The 24,677-nt window shown below is 65.9% G+C and carries 22 protein-coding genes and 1 pseudogene; 7 read left to right on the forward strand and 16 right to left on the reverse strand.

Annotated elements, in window-relative coordinates:
• Positions 1-146: 146 nt before the first annotated feature.
• From QE438_RS16865 to QE438_RS16875, 3 genes are read right to left on the reverse strand one after another with little or no spacing between them, the layout of a single operon-like run.
• Positions 147-941: a siderophore-interacting protein gene (locus tag QE438_RS16865; protein WP_306993979.1), complete on the reverse strand. Its 795-nt coding sequence runs from the start codon at positions 939-941 to the stop codon at positions 147-149.
• Positions 942-977: 36 nt separating this feature from the next.
• Positions 978-1,328 (reverse strand): transcriptional repressor, encoded by a 351-nt coding sequence (locus QE438_RS16870; protein ID WP_306993977.1) that lies wholly within the window; start codon positions 1,326-1,328, stop codon positions 978-980.
• Positions 1,318-2,010, reverse strand: a complete 693-nt coding sequence (locus QE438_RS16875; RefSeq protein WP_306993975.1) for a PadR family transcriptional regulator — start codon at positions 2,008-2,010, stop codon at positions 1,318-1,320. The genes QE438_RS16870 and QE438_RS16875 overlap by 11 nt, the downstream gene beginning before the upstream one ends.
• A gap of 364 nt (positions 2,011-2,374) precedes the next feature.
• Here QE438_RS16875 and aceE point away from each other — a divergent pair, with 364 nt between their 5' ends.
• A complete protein-coding gene (gene aceE / locus QE438_RS16880) occupies positions 2,375-5,068 on the forward strand; it encodes a pyruvate dehydrogenase (acetyl-transferring), homodimeric type (protein ID WP_130514939.1) in 2,694 nt (897 codons plus the stop codon).
• A 205-nt stretch (positions 5,069-5,273) separates the two neighbouring features.
• Here the strand turns inward: aceE and QE438_RS16885 are convergent.
• Positions 5,274-5,444 (reverse strand): annotated as a pseudogene (locus QE438_RS16885) (DNA-binding protein); the annotation flags it as partial.
• Position 5,445: 1 nt separating this feature from the next.
• Entirely contained in the window at positions 5,446-5,793 is a 348-nt protein-coding gene (locus tag QE438_RS16890; RefSeq protein WP_205956107.1) for a hypothetical protein, read from the reverse strand.
• A 708-nt stretch (positions 5,794-6,501) separates the two neighbouring features.
• Here QE438_RS16890 and QE438_RS16895 point away from each other — a divergent pair.
• On the forward strand, positions 6,502-6,789 hold the full coding sequence (locus QE438_RS16895; protein WP_306993971.1) for a hypothetical protein: 288 nt from the start codon (positions 6,502-6,504) through the stop codon (positions 6,787-6,789).
• The gene (locus tag QE438_RS16900) at positions 6,782-7,855 is read left to right on the forward strand and encodes an ImmA/IrrE family metallo-endopeptidase (RefSeq protein ID WP_306993969.1); all 1,074 of its coding nucleotides are present in this window, start codon (positions 6,782-6,784) and stop codon (positions 7,853-7,855) included. The genes QE438_RS16895 and QE438_RS16900 overlap by 8 nt, the downstream gene beginning before the upstream one ends.
• On the opposite strand, the gene QE438_RS16905 is transcribed toward QE438_RS16900, so the two are convergent.
• Positions 7,836-8,762, reverse strand: coding sequence for a hypothetical protein (locus tag QE438_RS16905; protein ID WP_306993967.1), 927 nt, complete (start codon positions 8,760-8,762; stop codon positions 7,836-7,838). The genes QE438_RS16900 and QE438_RS16905 overlap by 20 nt on opposite strands.
• 1,288 nt (positions 8,763-10,050) lie before the next feature.
• Positions 10,051-10,782, reverse strand: coding sequence for a hypothetical protein (locus QE438_RS16910; RefSeq protein ID WP_306993965.1), 732 nt, complete (start codon positions 10,780-10,782; stop codon positions 10,051-10,053).
• 357 nt (positions 10,783-11,139) lie between these two features.
• Between QE438_RS16910 and QE438_RS16915 the strand changes: the two genes are divergently transcribed.
• Complete coding sequence (locus tag QE438_RS16915; protein WP_306993964.1) at positions 11,140-11,859, forward strand: hypothetical protein; 720 nt, start codon at positions 11,140-11,142, stop codon at positions 11,857-11,859.
• Between the two features lie 294 nt (positions 11,860-12,153).
• On the opposite strand, the gene QE438_RS16920 is transcribed toward QE438_RS16915, so the two are convergent.
• A complete protein-coding gene (locus QE438_RS16920; RefSeq protein WP_306993962.1) occupies positions 12,154-12,858 on the reverse strand; it encodes an EAL domain-containing protein in 705 nt (234 codons plus the stop codon).
• Between the two features lie 410 nt (positions 12,859-13,268).
• Between QE438_RS16920 and QE438_RS16925 the strand changes: the two genes are divergently transcribed.
• On the forward strand, positions 13,269-14,015 hold the full coding sequence (locus QE438_RS16925; RefSeq protein WP_130561392.1) for a glucose 1-dehydrogenase: 747 nt from the start codon (positions 13,269-13,271) through the stop codon (positions 14,013-14,015).
• A gap of 654 nt (positions 14,016-14,669) precedes the next feature.
• On the opposite strand, the gene QE438_RS16930 is transcribed toward QE438_RS16925, so the two are convergent.
• Entirely contained in the window at positions 14,670-16,424 is a 1,755-nt protein-coding gene (locus QE438_RS16930; RefSeq protein WP_306993959.1) for a sensor domain-containing phosphodiesterase, read from the reverse strand.
• Between the two features lie 320 nt (positions 16,425-16,744).
• On the opposite strand from QE438_RS16930, the gene QE438_RS16935 reads away from it, so the two are divergent.
• Positions 16,745-17,566, forward strand: coding sequence for a GAF domain-containing protein (locus tag QE438_RS16935; RefSeq protein WP_306993957.1), 822 nt, complete (start codon positions 16,745-16,747; stop codon positions 17,564-17,566).
• Between the two features lie 108 nt (positions 17,567-17,674).
• On the opposite strand, the gene QE438_RS16940 is transcribed toward QE438_RS16935, so the two are convergent.
• Positions 17,675-17,896: a hypothetical protein gene (locus tag QE438_RS16940; protein WP_306993955.1), complete on the reverse strand. Its 222-nt coding sequence runs from the start codon at positions 17,894-17,896 to the stop codon at positions 17,675-17,677.
• A 90-nt stretch (positions 17,897-17,986) separates the two neighbouring features.
• Positions 17,987-18,613, reverse strand: coding sequence for a YiiX/YebB-like N1pC/P60 family cysteine hydrolase (locus tag QE438_RS16945; RefSeq protein WP_286576359.1), 627 nt, complete (start codon positions 18,611-18,613; stop codon positions 17,987-17,989).
• A gap of 178 nt (positions 18,614-18,791) precedes the next feature.
• Between QE438_RS16945 and QE438_RS16950 the strand changes: the two genes are divergently transcribed.
• Positions 18,792-19,247 (forward strand): PA2169 family four-helix-bundle protein, encoded by a 456-nt coding sequence (locus QE438_RS16950; protein ID WP_306993953.1) that lies wholly within the window; start codon positions 18,792-18,794, stop codon positions 19,245-19,247.
• Between the two features lie 120 nt (positions 19,248-19,367).
• Here QE438_RS16950 and QE438_RS16955 read toward each other — a convergent pair whose 3' ends face one another.
• The 5 genes from QE438_RS16955 to QE438_RS16975 all read right to left on the reverse strand — a co-directional run bounded on the left by QE438_RS16955 (position 19,368) and on the right by QE438_RS16975 (position 24,645).
• The gene (locus tag QE438_RS16955) at positions 19,368-20,426 is read right to left on the reverse strand and encodes a GGDEF domain-containing protein (protein WP_306993951.1); all 1,059 of its coding nucleotides are present in this window, start codon (positions 20,424-20,426) and stop codon (positions 19,368-19,370) included.
• Between the two features lie 374 nt (positions 20,427-20,800).
• Positions 20,801-21,457: a hypothetical protein gene (locus QE438_RS16960; protein WP_306993949.1), complete on the reverse strand. Its 657-nt coding sequence runs from the start codon at positions 21,455-21,457 to the stop codon at positions 20,801-20,803.
• Between the two features lie 157 nt (positions 21,458-21,614).
• Positions 21,615-22,526 carry an outer membrane beta-barrel protein gene (locus QE438_RS16965; RefSeq protein WP_306993947.1) on the reverse strand — a complete coding sequence of 304 codons (912 nt, stop codon included), beginning with the start codon at positions 22,524-22,526 and terminating at the stop codon, positions 21,615-21,617.
• Between the two features lie 414 nt (positions 22,527-22,940).
• Positions 22,941-23,783, reverse strand: coding sequence for an SAM-dependent methyltransferase (locus QE438_RS16970; protein ID WP_306993945.1), 843 nt, complete (start codon positions 23,781-23,783; stop codon positions 22,941-22,943).
• 55 nt (positions 23,784-23,838) lie between these two features.
• Complete coding sequence (locus QE438_RS16975; RefSeq protein ID WP_309735638.1) at positions 23,839-24,645, reverse strand: NAD(P)H-dependent oxidoreductase; 807 nt, start codon at positions 24,643-24,645, stop codon at positions 23,839-23,841.
• Between the last annotated feature and the right edge of the window lie 32 nt (positions 24,646-24,677).

Genomic DNA, 24,677 nt, shown 5'->3' on the forward strand with positions numbered 1-24,677 from the left:
GCTGCGCGCAAAGGGGAGGGGCGTGACTTCGGATGCATCAGGACGAGCTTCCGGGCTTCTCCTCTCCATTCACCTGGCTACGCACCGGGCTCACGCTTACTCCTGCCCCCTTACCTCACCCACTCACTCCACGCACTCCCACCCACTCACTCCTCATCATCCTCACTATCCGCATGCTTCCAGTACCCGGTGGACTTGATCCACGTCTTGGGCACGCTGCGGTGGCCTTCGAGGAACTTGCGCATTACCCGCGCGCGGCGCGACTCGCAGGCGATCCACCAGAACGTATCGCCGGCGGGCGACACATTGTCCAGCGCCTGCTCCAGCCGTTCGCTGCGCTGGGCGGGTACGCCGTTGCGTGGCAGCCAGTGCACGGTGGCCTCGGCCTGGGTGGGCAGATCCTGGCGGTCGGCGTCTTCGGGGATCTCGATCAGCGCCGTGGCCTTGCGGCCGGCCGGCATCTCGCTCAGCCAGCGGCCGATGGCCGGCAGCGCCGTCTCATCGCCCACCAGCACGTAGTGATCGAAGTCATCGGCCACCAGGAACGAGCCACGCGGCCCGCCCATGGCCAGCGCATCGCCCACCTTGGCCTGCGCGGCCCAGGTGCTGGCCGGGCCGTCGCCGTGCAGCACGAAGTCGATCGCCAGCGTGCCGGCCTGCGCGTCGTACAGGCGCGGGGTGTAGTCGCGCATCGGCGAGGGCGTCTTGCCGGGCGGGAACTCCGGGCCGTTGGGGCCGGGCGTGGGCGTGACGAACTCGCCGTCCGCGTTGGGGAAGAACAGCTTGACGTGGTCCTCCGGCGAGGCGCTGACGAAGCCTTCGAGCTCACGCCCGCCGACCACGATGCGGCGCATGTGCGGGGTGAGGTCGATCGCCTCCGTCACTTCGAGGCGGCGGAACACGACCGGGTGTTGAATCCTGCGGCTTTCATGCAAGGACATGGTGAATCACTCCAGAGAGAGGTAAGCCCGGCGCGGTCAGTGCAACGGCACCAGGCGATAGCCCAGCTCGGCGGCGAGCGAGCGCAACCAGACGCTCGTGGCCGCCGCATCGAGGGGCGCGGACGGCGCGGGCTGGCACAGGCGCCACAAGGTGCGGCCGTGCGGGCTGGCGATGGCAATCGCCAGCTGCCGGTCCTCCAGGACCCGCAGCAGGCGATACACGGTGCCCAGGCTCACGCGGCGGCCCTGGCCGCGCAGCTGCTGGTGCAGGGACATGGCGTCGCAGGCCACCGGCTGTTGGGCGAGCAGCGCCAGCAGCGCCCGGCGCGGCGCAGTCAGGCGCAGGCCCGCGGACTGCAGCGCCGCGTGGTAGGCGTCAGTCGCCACGCGGCACCTGCGCGATCTGCGCGGCGGCCTGCTGCAGGATCCGCGCGATCGCCTCGCCCGATTCCGGCGTCCAGTGACCGTGGTGGGCCAGCAGGGCGCGCTTGATCCCGCTCATGCCGCCGCGCACGGGCGCGGGCAGGCCGGCCTTCACCAGCGAGCGCGCGCTGCGCTCGGTGCGCAGGCGGGCGTGGTCCAGCGCCTCGGCATGGGTCTGGGCGAAGGCGCGGCCGGCATCGGTCAGCGCGTGCAGGCGGCGCGCCCCGTCCTCGCTGCTCACCACCAGCCCGTCGTCCTGCAGCTGGGCCAGCGCCGGGTAGACCGCGCCGGCCGATGGCGCGTACTGCCCCAGGAACATCTCGCCGATCAGCTGGATCAGCTCGTAGCCGTGGCGCGGCTGGGTCTCCAGCAGCCCGAGCAACAGCAGGCGCAGGTCGCCGTGGGCCAGCCGGCGCGGGCTGCGCGGCCCGTCGCCGCGCTCGCCACGGCGGCCGTGACGCTCGTGGCGCTCGCCGCGCTCATGGCGCTCGCGGCGTGCCTCGTCGGCTCCTGAGGCAGGGGCGCCCGCATCGGACAGGTCGGCGGCGGCGTCGCGACCGCGCCGCCCGCGACCCTCGCGCGGCGCGTGGCGGTCCAGGCCGTCCTCGTCGGGGATGCGGCCGCGATGGCGTGAACGTGGATGCATGGCAATCCCTCCTGGTCGAGCGCGGCACCGAAGGTCTGGGCACGGCGCGGGTGTTTGGACACCGGCATGGGCGAGGCCACAGGCCACGCCGCTCCGGCGGCGAATAAAAGATATATCTAAGTTTCGGAAAAAGATATATCTAATTGCGGCGCCCTCGCCACATCTGACACTTCCTCGTCATACGAAATCCTCACAACTGCAAGCTTCCCGACGCCGTCAGGACGAAATCTCGTCAGAAACGCCATCCCCAAGCGTCTACCTCCAAGGTCGAACCGACGCGCCCTTGCGCCCTGGCTTACAATCGCCGGCTCAGACAGACACCGATGCCGCAAACACGTCGCGGCGCACAGGCGAGGAGATGGCAATGAATTGGTTGAACGAGATGCTGCAGAGCGATCCGGATCCGGCCGAGACCCAGGAGTGGATCCAGTCGCTCAAGGCGGTCATCGACGCCGAAGGCCCGCTGCGCGCCCACCAGCTGCTGGAGGACCTGGTCGAACTGACCCGCCGCTCCGGCGCCTACCTGCCGTTCTCGCCCACCACCGAGTACGTCAACACCATCGCCCCCAACCTGGAGGCCAAGAGCCCCGGCGACAGCGCGCTGGAGTGGAAGATCCGCTCGATCATCCGCTGGAACGCCATGGCCATGGTCGTGCGCGCCAACCGCAAGCCGGGCGACCTGGGCGGGCACATCGCCTCCTTCGCCTCGGCTGCCACGCTCTATGACGTGGGCTTCAACCACTTCTGGCGCGCCCCGTCGGAGAACCATCCCGGCGACCTGCTCTACATCCAGGGCCACAGCGCCCCGGGCATCTACGCCCGCGCCTTCCTGGAAGGCCGCATCACCGAGACCCAGCTGGACAACTTCCGCATGGAGTGCGAAGGCAAGGGCATCTCGTCCTATCCGCACCCCTGGCTGATGCCCGACTTCTGGCAGACCCCGACCGTGTCGATGGGTCTGGGCCCGCTGAGCGCCATCTACCAGGCGCAGTTCATGAAGTACCTCGAGCACCGCGGCCTGATCGAGAAGTCCGACCGCAAGGTGTGGTGCTTCATCGGCGACGGTGAGAGCGACGAGCCGGAGACCCTGGGCGCCATCGCCCTGGCCGGCCGCGAGGGCCTGGACAACCTGATCTTCGTGGTCAACTGCAACCTGCAGCGCCTGGACGGCCCGGTGCGCGGCAACGGCAAGATCATCCAGGAGCTGGAAGGCGTGTTCCGCGGCGGCGGCTGGAACGTGATCAAGCTGCTGTGGGGCTCGTACTGGGATCCGCTCCTGGCCCGCGACACCGACGGCGTGCTGCGCAAGCTGATGATGGAAACCGTCGACGGCGAGTACCAGAACTGCAAGGCCTTCGGTGGCGCCTACACGCGCGCCAACTTCTTCGGCAAGTATCCGGAGACCGCCGCCATGGTCGCCAACCTGTCCGATGACGACATCTGGCGCCTCAACCGCGGCGGCCACGACCCGCACAAGGTCTACGCGGCCTACCACGCGGCCGTGAACACCAAGGGCATGCCCACCGTGATCCTGGCCAAGACGGTCAAGGGCTATGGCATGGGCAGCGCGGGCGAATCGCTCAACCCGACCCACCAGACCAAGAAGCTCGACGACGACGCGGTGCGCACCTTCCGCGACCGCTTCAACATCCCCTTAAGCGACAAGCAGCTGGCCGAAGCCGAGCAGGTGCCCTTCTACAACCCGGGCCCGGACTCGCCGGAAGTGCGCTACATGAAGGAGCGCCGCGCCGCGCTGGGCGGCTACCTGCCCGCACGCCGCCGCAAGGCCGACAAGTCCTTCACCGTGCCGCCGCTTTCGACCTACGAGCGCCTGCTCAAGGACAGCGGCGAGCGCAAGTACTCCACCACCATGGCCTTCGTGCAGACGCTCAACATCGCCCTGCGCGACAAGGAGCTGGGCCCGCGCATCGTGCCGATCGTGGCCGACGAGGCGCGCACCTTCGGCATGGAGGGCATGTTCCGCCAGATCGGCATCTATGCCCCGTTCGGCCAGAAGTACAAGCCGGTCGACGCCGACCAGCTGATGTACTACCGCGAGGACCAGTCCGGCCAGGTGCTGCAGCAGGGCATCAGCGAGCCGGGCGCCATCTCGTCCTGGCTGGCCGCCGGCACCAGCTACTCGGTGTCCAACGTGCCGATGCTGCCGTTCTACATCTACTACTCGATGTTCGGCTTCCAGCGCGTGGGCGACATCGCCTGGCAGGCCGCCGACATGCGCACCCGCGGCTTCCTGCTGGGCGGCACCGCCGGGCGCACCACGCTCAACGGCGAAGGCCTGCAGCACGAGGACGGCTTCAGCCTGGTCATCGCCGGCTCCATCCCCAACGTGCGCAGCTATGACGCGACCTTCGGCTACGAAGTCACCGTCATCCTCCAGCACGGCATGAAGTCGATGATGGAAGAGCAGAAGGACGAGTACTACTACCTGACCCTGATGAACGAGAACTACACCCATCCGGAAATGCCGGCGGGTGCGGAGGAAGGCATCATCAAGGGTATGTACCTGCTCACCGACGCCGGCAAGCCCAAGAAGGGCGAGCTGCGCGTGCAGCTGCTGGGCAGCGGCACCATCCTGCGCGAGGCCATCGCCGCGGCCGAGCTGCTGGACAAGGATTTCGGCGTGACCGCCGACATCTGGTCCTGCCCCAGCTTCAACGAGCTGCGCCGCGACGGCTTCGCCGCCGAGCGCTGGAACCGCCTGCATCCGGAAGGCGAACAGCGCAAGCCCTACGTCACCCAGTGCCTGGAAGGCCGTCAGGGCCCGGTCATCGCCGCCACCGACTACGTGCGCGCCTACAGCGACCAGATCCGCGCCTTCCTGCCCACCACCAACTACACCGTGCTGGGCACCGACGGCTTCGGCCGCAGCGACACCCGCGCCAACCTGCGCCGCTTCTTCGAGGTGGACCGCTATTACATCGCCCACGCCGCCATCGCCGCACTGGCCAAGGACGGCAAGATGACCGGGAAGGACGTGGCCCGCGCGATCAAGCAATACAAGATCGATGTGGACAAGGTGAATCCGGACGGGGCGTGATGCCGCGTTGAGGTGAAGCAAAAGGAAGCGGCCTTCGGGCCGCTTTCTTTTCGTGGGCGTCCTACTTGGATGTCGTCTTCTTCGCGCGCCCGCCTGCGCGTTTGACGGCTCTTTTGGTCGTTTTCTTGGCTGCCTTCTTAGTCGTCTTTCTCACTGCCTTCTTGGCGGTCTTCTTGGTCGCCTTCTTCGCCGCCTTCTTGGTGGTTTTCTTCGCGACCGCCATGTTGTCGACCAGGTTGGGGTAGGGCCGCCCGGCCTTCTTCGCCCGGGACCTGGCCTCGGCTTTCTGGCCGCTGGAGAGCGTCTTGCTGGCCGACTTCTTGGCCGGGTTGGCCTTCTTCCAGGGCGCTTTCTTCGCTTGCTTGGTCGTCGCCATGTCAGGTCGCCTCCGCCTTGCGCATGCGCTGCTCGATCCGCTCGGCCCAGCGCTTGCCCGCATCACCGCCCCACAGCAGCCAGGCGATATAGCCGGCGGACGGGTGCGTGCGATCGGCCCAGCCCTGGCCCTGCTTGTCCACGCCGTGACGCGCGAAGTAGGAGGTCATGCGGCGCACCGTCGCCGGGGACAGCGTGGTCTGCGCCGCCAGGTCGCGCGCCCGCGCGACCCCCACCGCCGTCCCACCCCGGCCATGCGCCTCCCGCAGCTTGAGCCCCCGGCTAGCCGCCTGCGCGGCGCCCTTGGGCGGGGTGAAGTCAATCGCGTCGTATCGGGTTGATCGGGCCACTGCGGAGCCTCCTGCTTGCGAGGATTCGAGTGTGCGTAGGCGGGAAATGAGGAGGTGTGAAAGCAGTGGACCCATGTGCGGCTCCAAGTGCGAGCAGCACATGCGCACGAAGTGGGCAAAGAAGCAGCGCCCTCAGTCGCCAACACTCTTCACAAGAGCCGGAGAGGCCGGGCTGTGGTGCGCCGCTACGCGGCTTGCTCGTCGCTTCACGCGGTCGCAGGGCGCAGCGTAGGAAAAATCACTCTGACCCGGATTCTCGGCATCCTTCAAGCCTCCGCGAGGCTAGGCAAACAGCACACGACATCGGCGGGCTAATATTTACCGTTCTCTCCACGTCGCAAGTGGGATAGGAGGCGCCGGGGAAGTCTAAGCAGGTTGTTGAGTGAAAGCCGATTTTTTGTAGCAAGTTGCCGCCGGCCTCCTAAACACGGCCATCTAAGTGTTGGCAATGTCGGGTCGTCGCAAGAACGCAGTCAGCTCCCCCACTTTTACTGTAGCGAAATCTGGGGTAAATATCGCAAGAACTCTTGGGCATGGCCGTTGACAGCTGTGACTGATATCGCGAAGAAGCTACTGGGCTGTCCGCGTCTAGCTATCGCCCCTTGCGATATAGAGGGGTATCATGCATTGTCGCTTCTATGTAATCTGCTCTCGGGGCATCGAGGTAGCAATCTCCTCGTGCACAGCCTATTGCTCAGGGAAGGCTGAGTGCATATCACCTTTGCCAATGCCCAGGTCAGGGATCTTTGTGAGAAGAGTCGGGCTGCCAAGCGCCATCTGGGCGACGATGCTGCTGCAATTTTGCACTCTAGACTGAGTGATCTCTCAGTCGCCGAAGGCATCGAGGAGCTTCCGTTCGTGATTAGTATGAGCGGACCGGAGAAAGGTACTATTGCATTGCAGGATGGCTGGCTGATCGAGTGCACGTTCAGCTCGGGAGAGCCTGGAAAGCCGGTCAAAGGAGTGAAAATTGACAGGATCCGTCTTCATGAATGAGTTGTCCTTCGAACCTGATTGGGTATCGGCGCCTGGAGCTACCGTAGTTGCTCTGACGATCGAAAAATCCTATGAGCCCAATGCCATGTCCGAGGTGCTAGGACTCGGAACTCAAGAGCTGCAGGCGTTCTTCGATGGAGATCTTAGGATTGATCAGTGCTTAGCTGAGCGCCTAGCGGCATCGGTAGGTGCGACTGCCAGATTTTGGATAAATAGAGACCGGGATTATCAAGCTCAGCTCGAAAAGGCTGCTAATAAGCTGACGTCTTCCATGAAGTTTCCGATATCAGATCTTGAGAGATTTGGTTGGATCAATCCTCGTCGGCACGACGCGAGCGATGCTCTCGCAGTCGCTCGCTTTCTCGGAGTCAAGACTCCGGCAGATTTCGATGAAAGGTACGGGGAGTTGGAGGAGGCGTTGGCTTTTCGCCGTTCCGCAACGTTCGATTTGGAAATCGGGGCAGTCTCTGCTTGGTATCGAGCGGTCGAACTTGAGTGTGCCCGCCTAAAGGTTTCTAATTGGTCCCCGACGCTCTTCACAGAGAATCTTAGAGAAATTCGAAGCCTGACCAGACTGCGCCAGCCGTCGGAGTTTCTCAATCCTCTTACGCTTTTGTGCGCCGAGTCTGGGGTGGCTTTTTGCTTGGTCCGTGCCCCTGCCGGATGCCCTGTTAGCGGAATTGCACAGATGGTCAACGGTCGTGCAGTTATCGCACTGACTTCACGTCATCTGACGGACGACCATTTCTGGTTCTCATTTTTTCATGAGGCTGGTCATCTTTTGCTTCACAGTGACCAAATCGGCATTGACGTCGACGCGAAAGCAGATGGTGAAGACGAAGCTAATGAGTTTGCTCGAGATCTAATCGTGCCTAAGTCAAGTTGGTCAAAACTAATGAACCTTGATGTCTCAAAATTTAGTATCGTCAGATTTGCCCGTGATATCGGCGTGTCACCTGGCCTTGTAGTGGGCCAGCTGCAGAAGGCAAAGCGCATCAGATATAATCAATTTAACTACCTCAAGAATCGTTTCCAATGGCACGGGACTAACCTCGAAAGGGCTTGAATGATAAAGGGCTCTTCTGCCAGTTACATATGGAGTCCTCCATAACTTGCATATTTAAGTTGAGTTGGCTTCCAAGAGCGATGGTTAAATTCTCATAAGCCTTGGTAGATTTTCCGCCGCCAAACAAAAGCTTTGCTCCGGATAGTGGGCCTGTCGCGCCAATCAAATAAGGCGAGTCCGGTGTAATCGAGGCGATGCCGGTCTTTCCTATCATGGTTAAATAGTCGAAACGACCAATTCGGCCAAACGACGCTACGACTTTCATGGCTTCGTAGAGCTTGGCAAATGCCAATTTTCCATCCCATTCTGCTGAAACTAAGGCCGAATTAAAAAGGCTTTTGTGGCCCCCGGCGCTATTTACCCACGTTACATATGTCGCGATGGCATCTCCTGTGGCGTTAGGCTTCCAGGCGTCTAGCGATGTGTATTTTCTATGATTCCCAAACCGGCGCTTCTTGCCATCTTCGCCACGCAGTATTGCTTCGTGTTGCTCTAACCAGCTTCTGAATAGAGGGACTCCGCTTTCTATACGTTGCCAAGTCCATAGCGCGCTGCCGAGCCCCCCATAGACATCTTTAACTAGGCGCCAGTGATCCTTGAGGTGGTGACCAAAATGCACAGAGAGAAAAACCAGCCAGGAAGCTTCGTCCACCTGGCCACCTTGTCTCAACAATACGGCGGCTCGGACCGGATCAAATAGGTCTGAATTGGGATCTGCGCGAAGCGGTGAAATGGGGCGGCTTCCAACTGCTTCAACAAAACCGATACGTCGCTGGCTTTCGATCATCTGCATCGCGAGCGACTCGATCGCGGCGGGATCTTCAAGACCCGGCACGTTGTTATTCTTAGAAAAGCTCTCAAGGGTGTTACAGATGCGTTGAAACTCGAGTATGTCCTTTTTTCGCATTTCGTCTAGTCCGTATTTGAGCTTGCAAATGGGAGAGTCGACTGTGTCGGGAGTGGAGGTGCCTTAGCCAGCTTGCGAATCCTAGTGTCGATGTAATGGTTATAGGCACTGTTCTTTAAAGCTAGCCGCATTCTTGCGAGGCCGCTGTGATTTTTTGTTCGCGAGTACTTATACGCTTGCAGTAGCGTGATGATGTCTCGCCAGTAAGGAGTTTTGGCTAGCGGAGTCTTAAATTTAATGCCAGATCTAATCATTCGCTCAGCGTCTAGGACGGAGCGAATAGCCGGCATCGGGTCTCCACTAGGCATGGGCGGCATGGAGATGCGCTGCTGCAAGCCTTCCGAGATATAAGCTTGCGCTTCCGTAACGTCATTCTCGTACAGATGAAGACTCCCGACGAAGTGACGATAGGTTCCGATTTCGAGGCCTAAAGAGCGAGCTAAGACCTCTTGAATCATTGTGAAAGAAAAAATGTCGTGTGGAAGCCCTTTATAGGCGTCATTTGATCTCATGACGGCGATAAGGTCAACTTTAGAGGCCCTAACAAAAAATTGAAGGCTTGTTGTGCAAGGCACCTCTTTTTGATTCTCTAGATCTTTGTGCTCGAATATCTGTATTACTGCGCGGCGTGAGCTGTCGCGAGTGGCGAGCAAGCTTAAGATTGTTGCAAACTGACTTGGTTCGCCACCGAAAATCCTTGGCCCATACGCTCCTTTTATAACTACTCCATCCGACGACTCTTCTCTGTAATCTGCTATGTAATAGGAGATGAAATCAAGTTTGTCTGACGCTGCGAAGTACCAGAGCGCTTCACCTAGGCAGCTAAATATTGTTCCCCGCGTCCTGCTTCTACTCAGCCTCGCTCTTGGGTTCGTAAGCTCTAGAAGAGCGCCTTGTAGCTCTCTGGTCGCGCCGCGTGATGCAGTAAGGGCTGTCGCTTTCTTTTTTAGAAGCGCTGCAAGCACATGGTGCTGGAGGTCATCTAGAGTATCAAAACGAGTACGCACGAACTCCATCCCTTAAGCTCAACACGCAAATTGGAAATTACTACATCATTTTTCGGCAGTAAAGATACGTGGTGAGCTAATGAAAGAAACGGGGGGTCAGAGTGCAGTTTTGCGGTTTGGACCGCTGTCGACCTAGTCTTCAAGAGTTTTGCGCTTACCGACCGTAATGCGTGCCGTCAGAGGTGCCTGTCATTGCAACGTTGCCACGCGCTGACTCGGGCCAACGTGAGGCGTCGTCGTTAAATGTATACTCGTGGCGCCGATGACAGGAGGACGCAGGGCTAGGGTAATTGGGCAACGGCATCTTGCCGATTCGCCTCTGCAAATAGCTGCTCATAGCTCTGCACGCGGGCGCGCAGCCTGATGAGGTCCCAGGACATCACGTAGGCGAGCAGCAGGAGGAAGGCGAGGCAGCCCTGGATCAGGGTGATGTCGGCCAGGACGGTCCAATCGCCCCAGTGCCAGCCTTTGAGTTGCAGGTAGAGGGCGAGGAGCAGTGGTAGGACGCCCAGCCGCTCCATCCCGCCGGTGAACAGGCCCAGGCGTTCGTGCATGTTCGACCTGCGGTTGCGGATGAAGGCTTCGCGCTGCAGGCGCTGTTCGCGGGGGAAGGCGCGCAGCGCCTGGACGATGTCTTGGTAGTAGTGGAACTCGTGTTCCATCTCGGCCGCGTGCTGGGCGTAGGGATGGCGGAAGTTCGGCCATTCGCGTTTGATCTGCAGCACAACCGCCACAAGAATTCCGCCGATCTCCAGGGCGAGGCCGGTCGCGGCGAAGGCCAAGCCGATCCGTCCTTCCAGGAGCGAACCGAGCAGCATGCCGATGCCGGCGCCGAAGAGGCCGATGGCGAAGCTCCAGCGTTCAAGCCGGCCTGCGCGATTCGGATCGGTGCCCTGTGTGTAGCGCGCCATCGCTTCGGCGAGCGATGGGAAGCTCAAGTCCTTTACCAGGGCGGGCTCATTCTGCTTCGCGCTGACTGGCGCTTGTTGCGTGAGGTCCGGTGAGCCTTCCATGCGTCGTGTGCCTCTTCCTGGGTGAGATGCGCGCACCGTCTACTCTGTCGAAGGTGCCGCGACGACACAACTGCATTCGTACAAGCAACACCTGTTGACAGGTAAATCGCGCAGGAGCAATCTCGCGATTAAGGAGCGTCGAAACTCCTCTAACAGCGGTACCCACCTCCGTCAAACCGGTGGGTTTTTTGTGCCTGCACCCTTTGCAGGTGCAGCCGACGCGATGCCTGCGTCGGGAGGGCGGCTAATACAACACCCGCAAGGGGAATACGCCCGCCGTCTGTTAGCGGTTTCGAACCTCCCGACTTCCCGTCCGCTACCCGCGGGCGGGCACTTCATGGTGACAAGGAGGCGACGATGAACGAGCGCGTGTTCGGCGAGCATGGTGAGATGGGTTATCTGCTGCCCGAGGGGAGCCAGCAGCGGCTGCGGCAGCTGAGGGAGCACTTGGAGTTCCTGGCGCGGCTGGTGCAGCAGCGGACTGCGGACGCGTCCGCTGCATGCCCGCCTGAGGTGCTCCTGAGCGAATGGAGATACTCCTTGGGTTTGGTCATCGAGCAACTCGCCCAAGTGCTCGATGCGGCGAAGGGGCCTGCACGGTACGCGCCGGCACACGCGTCCCCGGTTGAAGTAGCACATGAGGCTGTGCAGGCCTCGCCGCCTGCAAGCGCCGGCACGCCCCAAGCCAAGCCTTACGACTTCAACGCCTCGCCGCGCATGCTGTTCGGCGTCACGCTCGATCAGGTCGATGCGCTCAACCTGCTGCTCGACACCATCCGGGCCTACGCCGATGCGGTCTCCGCCGAGGACATGGCCGACTTCGTCGAGGGCACGCTGTCCCGGCTGGGGCATTCGATCTTCGACCGGGCCGGCGAGGCGCTGGCGCTGCTGGGCGAGATCCAGGACCAGCCGCTGCCCGACGCGCCGCATGTGCCGCCGTCCTCCGTCGGCGAGCCCCGGGCCATGTACCGCGTGTCGGGTGTCGCTTGCGGTGCTGACGCCGTGCGGCCTTTGCCGGAGCCGCCAAGCCCTGCGTCGGCCGCTGACCCCTGGTTCACAGGCGTCTTGCTGCACTGAATGCGGCGGCTGGCCAGGGTGGGCGCGCCGGGGCGCCGCGCCGCAGCGGTCCTGCGGCGCTTGGCCTGACGGACGCCCTCGGGCGTTTCAGCGCCCGCGCTCGGCGACTGGGTGCTCGGGAAAGGCGCCAGGCCTACGTGTCCACGCTGGCGTCTCTCTGACGGGCGTGCGCGAATCTATTCACGACGGTCGCTTGGCGGCCAGGCGAATCGGGCGTAACGGTTTGAGGCGCAAGGCTTTTCGGCGGCCTTGGCGGTCGATTATCTATTCAAATATCTATTCAAACCGACGGCTTCAGCCGTCCAGGCACTTGGCCCATAGCGCCGGGTCCACCTCGCCCAGCTGTTCGAGCAGGGGGCGGCCGAACAGGTAGCCCTGGAACAGGGCGATGCCCAGGCCGTGCAGGTAGCGGAATTCCTCCACGGTCTCCACGCCTTCGGCCAGCGGCTGGCAGCCTAGCTCGCGGGCGATGCTCACGACGCCGCGCGCGATGGCCTGGCGCGCGGGGTCGCGGTCGATGTCGCGGATCAGGGCCATGTCCAGCTTGATCAGGTCGGGCTGGAAGTTGGCCAGCAGCTTCAGGCCGGCGTAGCCGGCGCCGAAGTCGTCCATCGCGGTGAGGAAGCCGCGCTCGCGATAGTCGCGGAAGATGCGAGTCAGGTGCGCCTCGTCGCGCACCTGTTCGGACTCGGCGGTCTCGAAGATCAGCCGCTCGGTCGGGAAGCCGTGGCGCCGCGCGGCCTGCAGCGTCAGCTGGATGCAGGTGGCCGGCTCGTACACGGCGTTGGGCAGGAAGTTGATCGACAGATAGCCCTGCAGGCCCAGGCGCGCGGCGGTCTCGATGGCCTTGACCCGGCAGGCCTGGTCGAAGCGATACAGCTGCTCGGGCGTGACGCGGGCCAGCACCTCGAGGGCGCCGCCGCCTTCGGCGGTGCGCACCAGCGCCTCGTAGCCGTAGATGGAACGCGTGCGCGCATCGACGATGGGCTGGAAGGCCATCCGGATCTGAAAATCCAGTGGCTGGCCGGTGCCGCAATTGGCGCACGGCGCTGAGCTGCCTTTCGGGTTGGAGGGGCGCGCCGGTTCCATGCGATGTGTGCCTTCGGCAGCGACAAGTGACGAGCAGGATACGCTGGCCGCGTGCGGAAAACGCTGCGTTGCGACTTTCGTTGCGCCGCCGTTGCGCAAGGGCCTAGTGCCCGTTCTGGGGAGGGCGCGCGATGCGGCGCCGCGCCAGCGCGGTGGCGCGCATCGCATCCTGCAAACGCGCCGCGCTTATCCCGCAGACGGGATGCTTTTTCCCCGGATTGCCGGCTTATCCGGCCCGTCCCCGCGCCCCATTCTTTTGGCCGCACGCCGTCTGCGTTTGGCAGGGCGCGCGTTTTCCCCCTTCTTCAGGAAGCATCAAGATGAGCAAGCTCGCAGGAAAAGTCGCCCTGGTCACCGGGGCCTCCAAGGGCATCGGCGCGGCGATCGCCTCGGCGCTGGGCGCCGCCGGCGCGTCGGTGGTGGTCAATTACGCGTCCAGCCGCAGTGGCGCCGATGCGGTGGTGGCGCGCATCACGCAGGCCGGCGGCCAGGCGGTGGCGGTGCAGGGCGATGTGGCCGATGCGCAGCAGGCCAAGGCGCTGGTGGCCGCGGCCGTCGAGCGCTTCGGCCGGCTCGATGTCGTGGTCAACAATTCGGGCGTGTATGAGGCGGCGCCGCTGGAGGACGTCACGCCGGCGCACTTCCATCGCCATTTCGACATCAACGTGCTGGGTCTGCTGCAGGTGACCCAGGCGGCGCTGCCGCATCTGGGGCAGGGCGCCAGCGTCATCAACATCGGTTCGACGGTCAGTGCGATGGAGCCGCCGGGTCTGGTGGTCTATACCGCGACCAAGGGCGCGGTGGATGCGATCACCGGCGTGCTCTCGCGTGAGCTGGGGCCGCGCGGGATCCGCGTCAACAGCATCAACCCGGGCATGGTCGATACCGAGGGCGCGCAGACCGCAGGCTTCATCGGCTCGCCGATGCAGACGCAGATCGTGGCGCAGACGCCGCTGGGCCGTGTTGGCGCGCCTGATGACATCGCCGATGTTGCGGTGTTCCTGGCCTCGGACGCGGCGCGCTGGCTGACCGGCGAGCGGATCAAGGCGGGCGGCGGGCTGCGCTGAGGCTGTCTAGCTTGGTGGGAGCAACTGTCTCTCAGTTCAAGCCGCGGCCTTTTTGTAGAGCGGAGCTTGCTCCGCTGCTCTTCGTTCGGTTCGTGGGGGAAGGCCCCAGCGGAGCAAGCTCCGCTCTACAGGTGGGAGCCGCCACGGCGGCGAGGGGCTTTACCGGTAAAGCCTCATCGCCGCCGTGGCGGCTCTCACGGGCTTTAGCGGCTTGCTGCTTTGGTGTTGCTCGATGTCGGCGCAAAGCAAAGGCAACAGCAACAGCAACAGCCAACCCCTCCCCAGCCCTCCCCTTCGCCTTCGGCGAAAGGGAGGGGGCGGAATGCTGCTCCGTCAGGTCCTCCAGCGAACCGGCCTGCGCTTGATTTGCGGAGCGCCCCTCCCCTTTGCGCGTAGCGCAAGGGGGAGGCTGGGAGGGGGTTGCTCTTGTTGTTGCTTGTTCGCTTTTGGCGCGGAGCAACAGCAACAGCAGCAGCGAGGGCAGCGGCAACGGCTAGCCCCTCCCTTTCAGTCGCTAGTGCGCGACTTCGGGCTCCCCTTCGCCTTCGGCGAAAGGGAGGGGGCAGAGCGCAGCGCCGGCACTCACTTCAACGGCCGAGCTGGCCGCGGCGTGGCGCTGGACTTTCGGTCGTGCCGATCAGGCGAGCTGGCCGGTCAGGCGACCTGGCGCAGGCGGTCGATGTCGCGGGGGAGCAGGGGGCGGGAGAAGATGAAGCCCTGCGCCTCGCGGCAGCGTAGGGTCTTGAGGGCCACGGCTTCTTCCTCGGTCTCCACGCCTTCGGCCACGGTGTGGAAGCCCAGGTCGTGGGCCAGGCCGATGATCGAGCGCACCATCGCGCCCTTCTGGATGGCGCCGGGGAAGCCCTGCACCAGGCTGCGGTCGATCTTGATGGTATTGATCGGCAGGGTGGTGAGGTAGGCGAAGTTGCTGTAGCCGGCGCCGAAATCGTCCACCGCAATGCGCACGCCCATCTGGCTGATCTCGCTGAGCTGGCGCGAGACTTCGGGCGTGCGTTCGAGCCATTCGCCTTCGGTGATCTCGATTTCCAGATGGCTCGGGTCCAGCCCGGTGCGCTTGAGCTGGGTCAGCAGGCGGTCGGGCAGGTCGCCGCGGCGGAAGTCGGCCGGCGAGACGTTCAGCGACAGCGTCAGGTCCATGCCGCGGGCGATCCAGGTCCGCATCTGTGACAGGGATTGTCTTATGACCCAGTCGGTCACTTGCGGCATCAGCGCGGTACGTTCGATCACCGGGACGAACTCACCGGGCGAGACTTCGCCCAGTTCGTCGTGCTTCCAGCGCAGCAGGGCCTCGACGCCGACCATCCTGCGGGTGGCCAGTTCCACGCGCGGCTGGAACACCAGATACAGCTGGTCGTTGGCGATCGCCGCCGGCAGGTCGGCGGCCAGGCGGTAGTCGCGGCGCAGCTGGAGGTCGCGCGTGGGTTCGTAGCGCACCCAGGGCTGGCGCTGGTCCAGGGCCTGGTGCATGGCCACGATCGCCCGGCGCAGCGCGTCCTGGGCGTTGGAGGCGTCGAAGGCGGTGATGCCGCCGTGGCACATGGGCAGGATCTCCAGGCCGTCGACCAGCACCGAGCGCGTGGCCACCAGACGGATGCGCTCCAGGATCGCCTCGCGCTCGTCGCTGGACAGCTCGCTGAGCACGAAGGCGAAGCGCGACACGCCCACGTGGTAGAGCGGGGCGATGTCGGACAGCAGCTTGGACAGGCGCTCGCCGATCTGGCGGATCAGCGACTCCACCGGCGCCATGCCGCGCGCTTGGCCCAGCAGATGCGCGGCATGCACGTCGAACACGTCCAGGATCATCATCGTGTGGCGGTCGTGCGGCCTGATATCGGACAGCGCCGCCAGGTCCAGGGCGAACTGCTGACGGTTGGGCAGCCCGGTGACCGGCTCGCGCCGGCCCACCGAGCACAGCAGGCTGATCTGGTCGATGGTCAGCGCCGCCAGCGTCTCCAGCTGGTGGCACTGCTGTTCGGTCAGCTTGCGCGGCTTGCGATCGAGCACGCACAGCGCGCCGATGGCGTAGCCGGAGGAGGTGATGAGCGGGGCGCCGGCGTAGAAGCGCAGGTGCGGCGCGTCCACCACCAGGCAGTTGTCGGCAAAGCGCGGATCCTGGGTCAGGTCCTCGACCTCCAGCACGTCCCGGCTGCGAATGGTGAAGTCGCAGACCGAGGATGTGCGGTCGGCGTCGCTCTCAGAGAAGCCTTCGCGCGAAATGAAGTACTGGCGCTCCTCGCCGACGATGGAAATCATCGCCATCGGCATGTCGAAGATCTCGCAGACCAGGTGGGTCAGCCGCTTGAGCTCGGGCAGATCGACGATCTTGAGCAGATCCAGGCTGCGGATCAGCGCCAGGCGTTCTTCTTCGGTCTTCAGCGACTGAACCATGGAATTTTTACCGTGCGGGACCACGAGGAGTGAGCAAGAAACATGCCATACGCGAAGGCGGCGATCGGTACGGACGCAGGCCTTCACTTCCCAAACTACGCGCCTGGGTACGGCCTAGATGCAACCGTTCGGCGGCTCGTGCAGCCCTCCTGACCGCAACGTAAGGCCCCGGAGCCGGGATCGCGGGCGACGCTGGCGTCCTGCGCTGTGTCCACAGGCGCAGGACGGGGTCCAGCCGAGGGCATCAGCGGTCCGAAAACCTGGCGCAATTGGCGTGCCGCCCCGTTAAGCTAGTGCCTGTCCAACCGCAGAAGCCGCCGATGCCGCATACCCCGCCGTTGCCGCATCTGCCGCTGATCGTAGGCTTCGAGGTGCCTGGCCCCGCCGGGGCGGCGGCGCACGATGACGTGCTGGTGGCGCTGCTCGACGCGGCGCCTGGCGCCGACTGGCTGACCCAGCTGTCCAAGCACGCGGCCGATTTCAAGCTTCGGCACGGGCTCAAGGACGTGCGTTGCGTGGGCCGGCATCTGTGCCTGGTCGGGCCCAACCAGATCGTGCGCAGCGTGGTCTCGGCCGTGCGTGGCTTCGTCGATCATCTGACCATCCAGGTGCTGGCCGCGCGGATCCGGCGTGAGCGGGACACGCCGGCCCAGGCGGGCCCGGCGCGGGAATGGATCGACGCGCAGGTGGCCGAGCAGGTCGAGGGGGTGCCGCAGATGCTGCGCGCCATCCACGACCTCACCGGCATGCGCTTCACCGCGCTGTCCCAGGTCGATCAGACCCACTGGAACGCGCTGGCCTTCTACGACCAGCTGGATTTCGGCATGGCGCCAGGGCAGAAGCTGGAGCTGGAAGTCACCATCTGCGGCGACGCGCTCAAGTCGCGCGAGGTCATCGTCTTCGGCGCGGCGGCCGATCATCCGGTGTATGCCTGCAGCCCGCTGCCGGCGCTGTATGGCTTCAAGAGCTATATCTCGGTGCCGATCCTGCTGGAGGACGACACCGTCTTCGGCACCGTGTGCGCGCTGGACGCCGAGGCGCGCACCGTCACCCCGGACATGATCCAGCTGATCCGCGCCTACGCGCGCAGGATCGCCAGTCAGGTGGAGCCTGCGGCGGACAGGCCGGTTCAGGCGGGTTGAAGGCGGCGCAACAAAACGCCGAGGCGCCGGCCCGTTGTAGCAGGGCCTGACGCTTCGGCGCTGGTGTGTCGCGATGCCGGGGCCGTTCGAGCCCCGGCCTTGAGGTGTTCAGCTTTCGCCGAAGCCGCGGCTGGATTGTGCGGCCGGCGTGGCCGGTTCGGGTTCCCAGCTGGCGGTGGCCGCGCCGATCAGCGGATCGCCGTGCGGCGGGGTGACATCGCCACGATCGTAGGCGGGGGCGGCTGAGGCATCGCGCGCCTGGCGGTCCTTCCACAGCTTGTAGGCGATGGCGCCGGCGGTGCCGAGGGCGACGAGGCGGAACAGTCCCATGTGCTTCTCCCGAGGATGGATGGATGCGCCGACCTTGGCACCGGCCGGGTCATCGACAGGTGACGGTGCGCTGTCACCGCCGAAAGCTGTTCAGGGCAGCAGCACGCCGATGCGCTCCAGCGCCGGCGAGGCGGACATGTCGTTGGGATTGGTCCCCGGCGCGTCCTGCGGCACGGCCATGCCCTTGCCGCGATAGAAGTCGACCCAGTACGGCGAAATCTGCCCGGTCTGCGGGTTCTTGAAGTTCATCGGCTGCAGCGCGAAGACATGGTGCGCGCGGAAGGCGCGTTCGATGAAGTCCGAGCAGTAGTAGCTGTCCTCGTTCTGCACATAGGTGAAGTTGTAGGGCTTGCCCAGCAGCGTGCGCGCCTTGGCGATGGCGTCGGGAATCGCGGCGCGCTGCTCGCGCTTGAGTCGGTAGACGACGACCTGCCGCTGCTTGGCCCGCGCCTGGTCGAGGAATTCCTTCAGCGGCTGCGCGCGCGAGCCTTCCTCGTCGGCATGCAGCACCACCTGGGTGCGGCCGTCGTGTGCGACCAGGCCCACGTGGTCGTAGCTCGGCTGGCCCTGCTTGGCGGTGGCGTCGTCGATGGCGCCGCTCAGCCCGGTCCTGGCGGCGGTCACGAACAGCAGGTCGCCGTCCTTGACCCGCACACCGGCCTGCGCCGGTAGCGCGAAGGTCAGGGTCAGTGCCAACAGCAACAGGAAGACACGCATCTGGGCGAACCGCTGAGGAAGGGGCGCCCATTATCGCTGCCCGCGCCTGCGCGGTTGCGTGGCGTTCATCGCGCGGGGCAGTCGTTTGCGCCGCGTCACGACGCGCGCGACAAGCGCTCACGGCCCGCTTCGGGCGCGTCGGCAGACTGGCCCTCCCTTTGAATGTCAGGAGACACCCATGTCCGTCGAGAAGCACACCGCCCACGCCGTCAACGACCTGATCGAAATCGCCCGTGACGGCGAGAGCTTCTACCGCGATGCCGCCGAGAAGGTGAAGGACGCCGAGCTGGCGGGCCTGTTCAGCCGCATCGCCGGCACCAAGGCCGACATCGTCAACCGCCTGACCAGCGTGGTGGCCGCCTCCGGCGAGAAGCCGGCCGAGCACGGCACCCTGGTCGGCAGCATGCAGGAGCTGTACGGCAAGGTCCGCGCCGCCTTCGGCGACACCCAGTACGGCTATGTGGCCGAGCTGGAAGAGTCCGAAGACCGCCTGCTGAAGGCGTTCAAGGACGCCGCCAACGACGCCGACCTGTCGGTCGCCGCCAAGCAGGAAATCGTCCAGCTGCTGCCCAAGGTGCAGGAGACCCACGCGGTCATGCGCGATCGCAAGCACGCGATGAAGCAGGCCAGCTGATCCAGCGCCGCGTGCCGGTCTCGCTTCATGAGACCGGCGCGCGGCAGGCTGCACGCGTTCCATGTTCCTTCGGCCGGTTCTCACCCCGGCCTTTTTTTTGCCTGTCGCCCGTAAGGCGCGCTACCAGGCGGCGCGGTTGCCGCCCTGATGCTTGGCGCGGTACTGCGCCTGGTCCACGCGCTGCATCAGCGTCGCGGGCGTGTCGTGCTCGGCGGCCAGCGCCATGCCCAGCGAAGCGGTGACGCGCGGCGTCGTCTCCAGCGTTAGTGCGGCAAGCGCCGCGCACAGTTGATCGGCGAAGTCCTGCAGCGCCGCGGAGTCCAGCGACGGCAGCACGATCACGAACTCATCGCCGCCCCAGCGTGCAGCGCAGGCATCGCGCGGGGCGCGCGCCTGGCAGCAGTCCGCCACCGCCTGCAGCACCGCGTCGCCGGCCGCGTGGCCCAGGCTGTCGTTGATGGTCTTGAAGTTGTCCAGGTCGAACATCAGCAGCGCCACCGGCGCACGCCGCGCCAGCAGGTCCTGCAGCACGAGCTCGCAGAAGCGCCGGTTGTAGAGCTGGGTCAGCGCATCGCGATTGACCATCGCCTCCATGCGCGTGCGTTCGTCCACCAGGCGGCGGATCCTGCCGGCCAGCCCTCGGTGCACCGGCAGCAGCACCATGATCATCACGAAGCACGGCCCGTAGGTCATGACCAGGTCGGCGCCGCGTGCGCTGTGCAGTTCCTGCGGATGGGTGAACAGGTAGCCGAGCACGGGCCCGGCCACCAGCAGCCAGCACAGCACCAGCGTGGGAATCGCCTGGCGCGGCGGCAGGAAGATCACCGTCGTCGCCAGCAGTGCCAGCAGCAGCGCACTGATCGGCGGATAGGTCTCGATCAGCCGCAGGTCCGGGTGCGTGGCGGCCTGCCAGGTGTAGAACCACGCCGGCGCGGCCAGCGCCAGCAGCGAGACCAGCACGGCCAGGCGCATGGTCGTGGCCAGGTGCTGCGGCCTGCGCTTGAGCGCGACGAACAGGCCGGCGAAGGCCAGGGAGACCAGCGGCGGCACGACGACGTCCATGGGCGCCTTGATCGGCCGCAGCCAGTTCACCAGCGTGGTGGCGCCGGCGGTGAACGAGGTCAGGGCCAGCGTGACGAGGCCCGCGCGCCGGATGAAATGTTCACGGGACAGCGTCAAGGGCATCGTGCGGCAGCCATGTCTGCAGTGGCGAAATGTTAGCCCGGGGCCGGCGGGGCGGGTGCGGGGCGAGCGGGCGGACCGCCGGGTATTGGGTCCCGAGGTTCGCAAGCGTGCCGTCGCCGCGATCGGCCGCGTGGGTGGGCCTGAATCGGCGGGGTGTGGCGCAGGGAGTTCGGCGTGCGCGTAAGTGGGCTGGTACGCGCTCAGCCGTGCAAGAGATGGTCGCGAGAGGCCGCCAGCTTCGTGGCGCCGTCAGGCGCCCGGTAAGGCGGAGCGAGCGGCTGCGGCAGTCGCCGGACGCTTTCGCCGCAGCGTTTGAAGGAGGGCGCTGGCCGCCTGCCCTGCGATGCCGGGCATCGCGGAGCGGCCGGTCACTGGTAGCGGAGGTAGTGGCCGCTCAGCGCCAGGTACTGGCCCATGTCCACGCCGCCGGTGGCGATGGTGACGCGCGGTCCGGCGACCGCCATGTCGTAGTCGCGCGTCGGCAGGCGCGCCGCGCTCGCGGTGCGGGGCGCGGTGTCGAGCCGTGTGTGCCGGACCGGCGGCGCCGGCGGCGGGGCGACGATCTTGGGCGCGGCGGCCGCGATGACGACCGGGGGCGCCGGCGCGACGTTCGGCGCGGCTGGGACGAGCGGCGCCTGATCGTAGGACGGCACTGACGCGGCGGCGCTGCGGCCGGCGTGGACCACGCGCGGCGGCGGTGCCGGCGTGGGCTGAACGGGCGACGCGTCTTCCGCGAGCACCGTGCAGGTGGACACCGGGGGCGCGGGTTGGGCCACGGTCGGCGCGGTCTCGAGCGTGGTCGCGGCGGTCGGCTCGGCGGGGGCCGTCGCCACGGCCAGGGCGTGCGGCACGCCGAGCCCGGCCGTCGCCGTCGCCGCCACCGGCGCGGTCGGCAGCAGGCGCGCGTGCGCGTCGCGGCGGGCCTTCAGCCAGGCGTCGAAGGCGGGCGAAACGGTCTGGGCACCGGCCGGCGCGGCAAGGCTGACGAGCAGGCAGGCCAGCAGCGCTGCTGTGGATGTCTTCATGGCGGGCTCCCCCCGGACTGCAGGCTCGCACAGTGGCCGTGCGCCGGAAGGCTGTCAAGGCAAGCGCGCCCGCCGCGCGTGCGGTCTGCACGTGCGGCGCTGGATCGCAATGCGCGCGGCCGGGGAGGTGTCCTTGCCGCCAGGTGGGTAAGGAGGTTTAGAAACGCACCTCGAGCCCGAGATTGAGCGCGTCAGCGTAGTTGGGGTCGTACTCGTCGTAGTTATAGCTGTTGGAGTAGACGTAACCGGTGTAGTTCAGGCTCAGGCTCGTGTGGCGGTTGAGATCCACGCCGATGCCGAAACCGGCGTAGGCACCATAAACGTGTTCGTGCGAGCTGTCGTATTTGATGTACGAGCTACCGTCTGGGCGATAGTAGCGGCCGCGCGTGTCGTACTGCGTCGTGTTGCCGTACCAGTAACCAAGGCGTGCAAGCGCGAACCAGGGGCTCCGACGCCCGAAGTTGAAGCGTGCGATGGCGCCCAGGCTGTAGAAATCGGAAGCGCCGTATTTATCGTCCTGCCGCTTCGTTTCCTGCAATTTGCCCGCCGCGGCCTCGATGCCGATCAGGGACACCGAACCGGCACGCCAGCGATAGCCGGCGGTGAGGCCGTACATGGTCTGGTCCACGTCCTCATACACCCAGCCCTTGCCCGCCTGCACGCCGACGAAGGCGCCGCTGGCATTGCGGGGCTGCTCGCGCGGCTTGCGCTGCACCGGCGGCGGCGGGGCCGGCGCAGGCACCGCCGCGTAGGTCGCAGGCGCGGAGGCGCCGGCCACGGGCGCATCGGCGCGCGGGGCCGGCGGCGGGACCGGTGCGGTCGGCGGCACCGGCGGCGCGGGAGTCGCCGGCGCCGGGCGCGCACTGGCATAGGCCGGGGCCTGGCTCGCCAGGTTTTCGGTCAGCGGACGCTGCTCGGGCGAGGCAGGCGGCGTGGCCGCGCCCGGCTGGGCCGGCGCGCGACGCGACTTGAGCCAGGCGTCGAAGGCCGGCGACACGGTCTGGGCCTGCGCCTGAGAGGCCAAGCCGGCCAGCAGGCACGCCAGCAATAGCGCGGGAGACTTGTTCATGGCATTCCTTCTCTTTGGTCTCGTCCTGGATGTGCGTCCCCGCGGCGGCGTGCCACGAACGACTTGCCGGCACGTCTTCGACAGACGCGCCCTGCAGGCCAGGAGGCACGCGGTTCCCCTTGCCAGCCCCGGCGCCCGCGCGACACCGTAGCCCCGCCGCATCGGCTTGCGCCGCGCGGCTCTTGCAGTTCCCCTGGCTGCAGCTTCGCACAGTGGCGTCACACCCGGAGGCTGTCAAGACGAGCATGAACAGGCGGGTGCCTCGGCGGTCCTGCCGCCAGGCACTGCGGCGCGGTCAGCCACCTGCGGGCGCCTTTGCCGGCAAGGGCACTTGTGCAGCGAGACGGCAAACCGAAGGCGCGCTGGATCCAGGCCAGCCCTGCCACACGGCCGGCGCGACCGCAGGGGTGCGGCCTAGCGCCGCACCGCCAACACACCGTCCAGCGCCAGCTGCGCCTGGAAGCCGGCCTTCTCCAGGCGCCGGGCCACTTCCCGCGGCACGTCGCGGCCGCTGGTCAGCTTGTTGGGGCTGCCGGTGTAGTGGAACAGCCGGCCGCCGCGCTTGAGCACGCGCGCCAGTTGGTCGTAGAAGGTCTGCGCGTACAGCTCGCCGGCGATGCCGAAGCGGGGCGGGTCGTGCAGCGCCGCGTCGAAGGCCGCATCGGGCAGCGCGGCGATCTCGCGCGAGACATCGCCCTGCTGCAATTGCAGGCGGCCGCCGGACTCGGCCGAGTCCGGGTCGGGCGACCACGGGTTGAGCGTGCGCAGCCACAGCACGCTGTCGTTCTTCTCGAACGAGACGATGCGCGCCACGCCGTCGGCCAGGCAGCACGCGGCGAAGTAGCCCAGCCCGCCACAGGTATCCAGCACCGTCTTGCCGCGTGGGGCGACCAGGGCCACCTTGCGGCGCGCATCGTCCAGCGGCGAGGCCTTGGACGTCGGCAGCATCTTGATGCCATCGATCTCGAAGGTCGGCACGTCCCACGGCGTGGGCACCAGCTTGATCAGCGCGCCGGCGAAGCGCGACACCGGCACGAAGTCCTCGCCGTCGAAGTAATACAGCGTGCGATCGCGCGTCTTGCCCGGATACGGATAGCGCACGCCGCGCCATTCCCAGTCGGACGCGCCGAGGCGCGCGGTGCCGGTGGAGCGGCCCAGGTCGAGCGAGCCCTGCCATTCGGACAGGCCGGCATCGCGCGCGGCGATCAAGGCCGTGGCGGTGGTCTGGGTGAGCAGCGGTGCGGTGGAGTGGGGCACGTCATGGCGCGACAGCGGGAGCGGGCCGGCATCGTACCCGACAGGCGGCGAGGGCTCAGGCCGGGTCGGCGTCCAGGTGCACGGTCAATCCGCTGCGTCCGGGCGCGAGGTGATCGGCCAGCACGTGGCGGTCCGGGTAGTCGCCGCCGTTCTGCGGGCGAAAGGGGAGCGGGGCGTCGTCGAACAGGCGCTCGACTCTGGTCTGCCAGGCCGCCGTCGCTTCGGCCACGCGTATCGCATCGAGCCGGCCGGTGTCGTAGACCGCGAAGCTGGGAAGCACCTGCATGCCCGGGAAGAACAGGGTCCCGTGCGTGATCGGGAACAGCAGTTCCTCGAGCGGCCCGTTGATGCCGCGCGGCCCGTAGTCCGCTTCCGGCCCGCCGGCGCAGACGCCCAGCAGCGCGCGCTTGCCCGCCAGTCCCCCTTCGCCATAGCGATACGCGTTGCCGGCGCCGCGATAGCCGTAGGCGAGGCCGAAGGCCCAGACCCGTTCGATCCAGCCTTTCATGATGGCCGGCATGCCGAACCACCACAGCGGGAAGACGAGGATCAGCGCATCGGCCGCCATCAGCTTGCGCTGCTCGGCCTCGACATCCGGCGACTGGCGTCCGTTGGCGAAGGCGTGGCCCGATTCCTGGACGAAGGACAGGCGCGCCGCGTCCAGGCGATCCGGAAAGTCGTCCGCGTCGAACACCGCCTTCCAGCCCATGCCGTACAGATCCGAATGCTGCACGGTGTGGCCCTGGGCCAGGAGCGTGGCCGCTGCGGTGTCGGCCAGGTGCCGGGTCAGCGAGGTCGGTTCGGGATGGGCGTGGGCGATCAGCACGTTCATGGCGGTGGGTACGGCAAGCGAGAAGCTCACCGTAGGCCTGGCCCCGCTATAGTGGAAATGAA

The sequence above is a fragment of the Pseudoxanthomonas sp. SORGH_AS_0997 genome, assembly GCF_031453535.1.
GTDB classification, from domain to species: Bacteria; Pseudomonadota; Gammaproteobacteria; order Xanthomonadales; family Xanthomonadaceae; genus Pseudoxanthomonas_A; species Pseudoxanthomonas_A winnipegensis.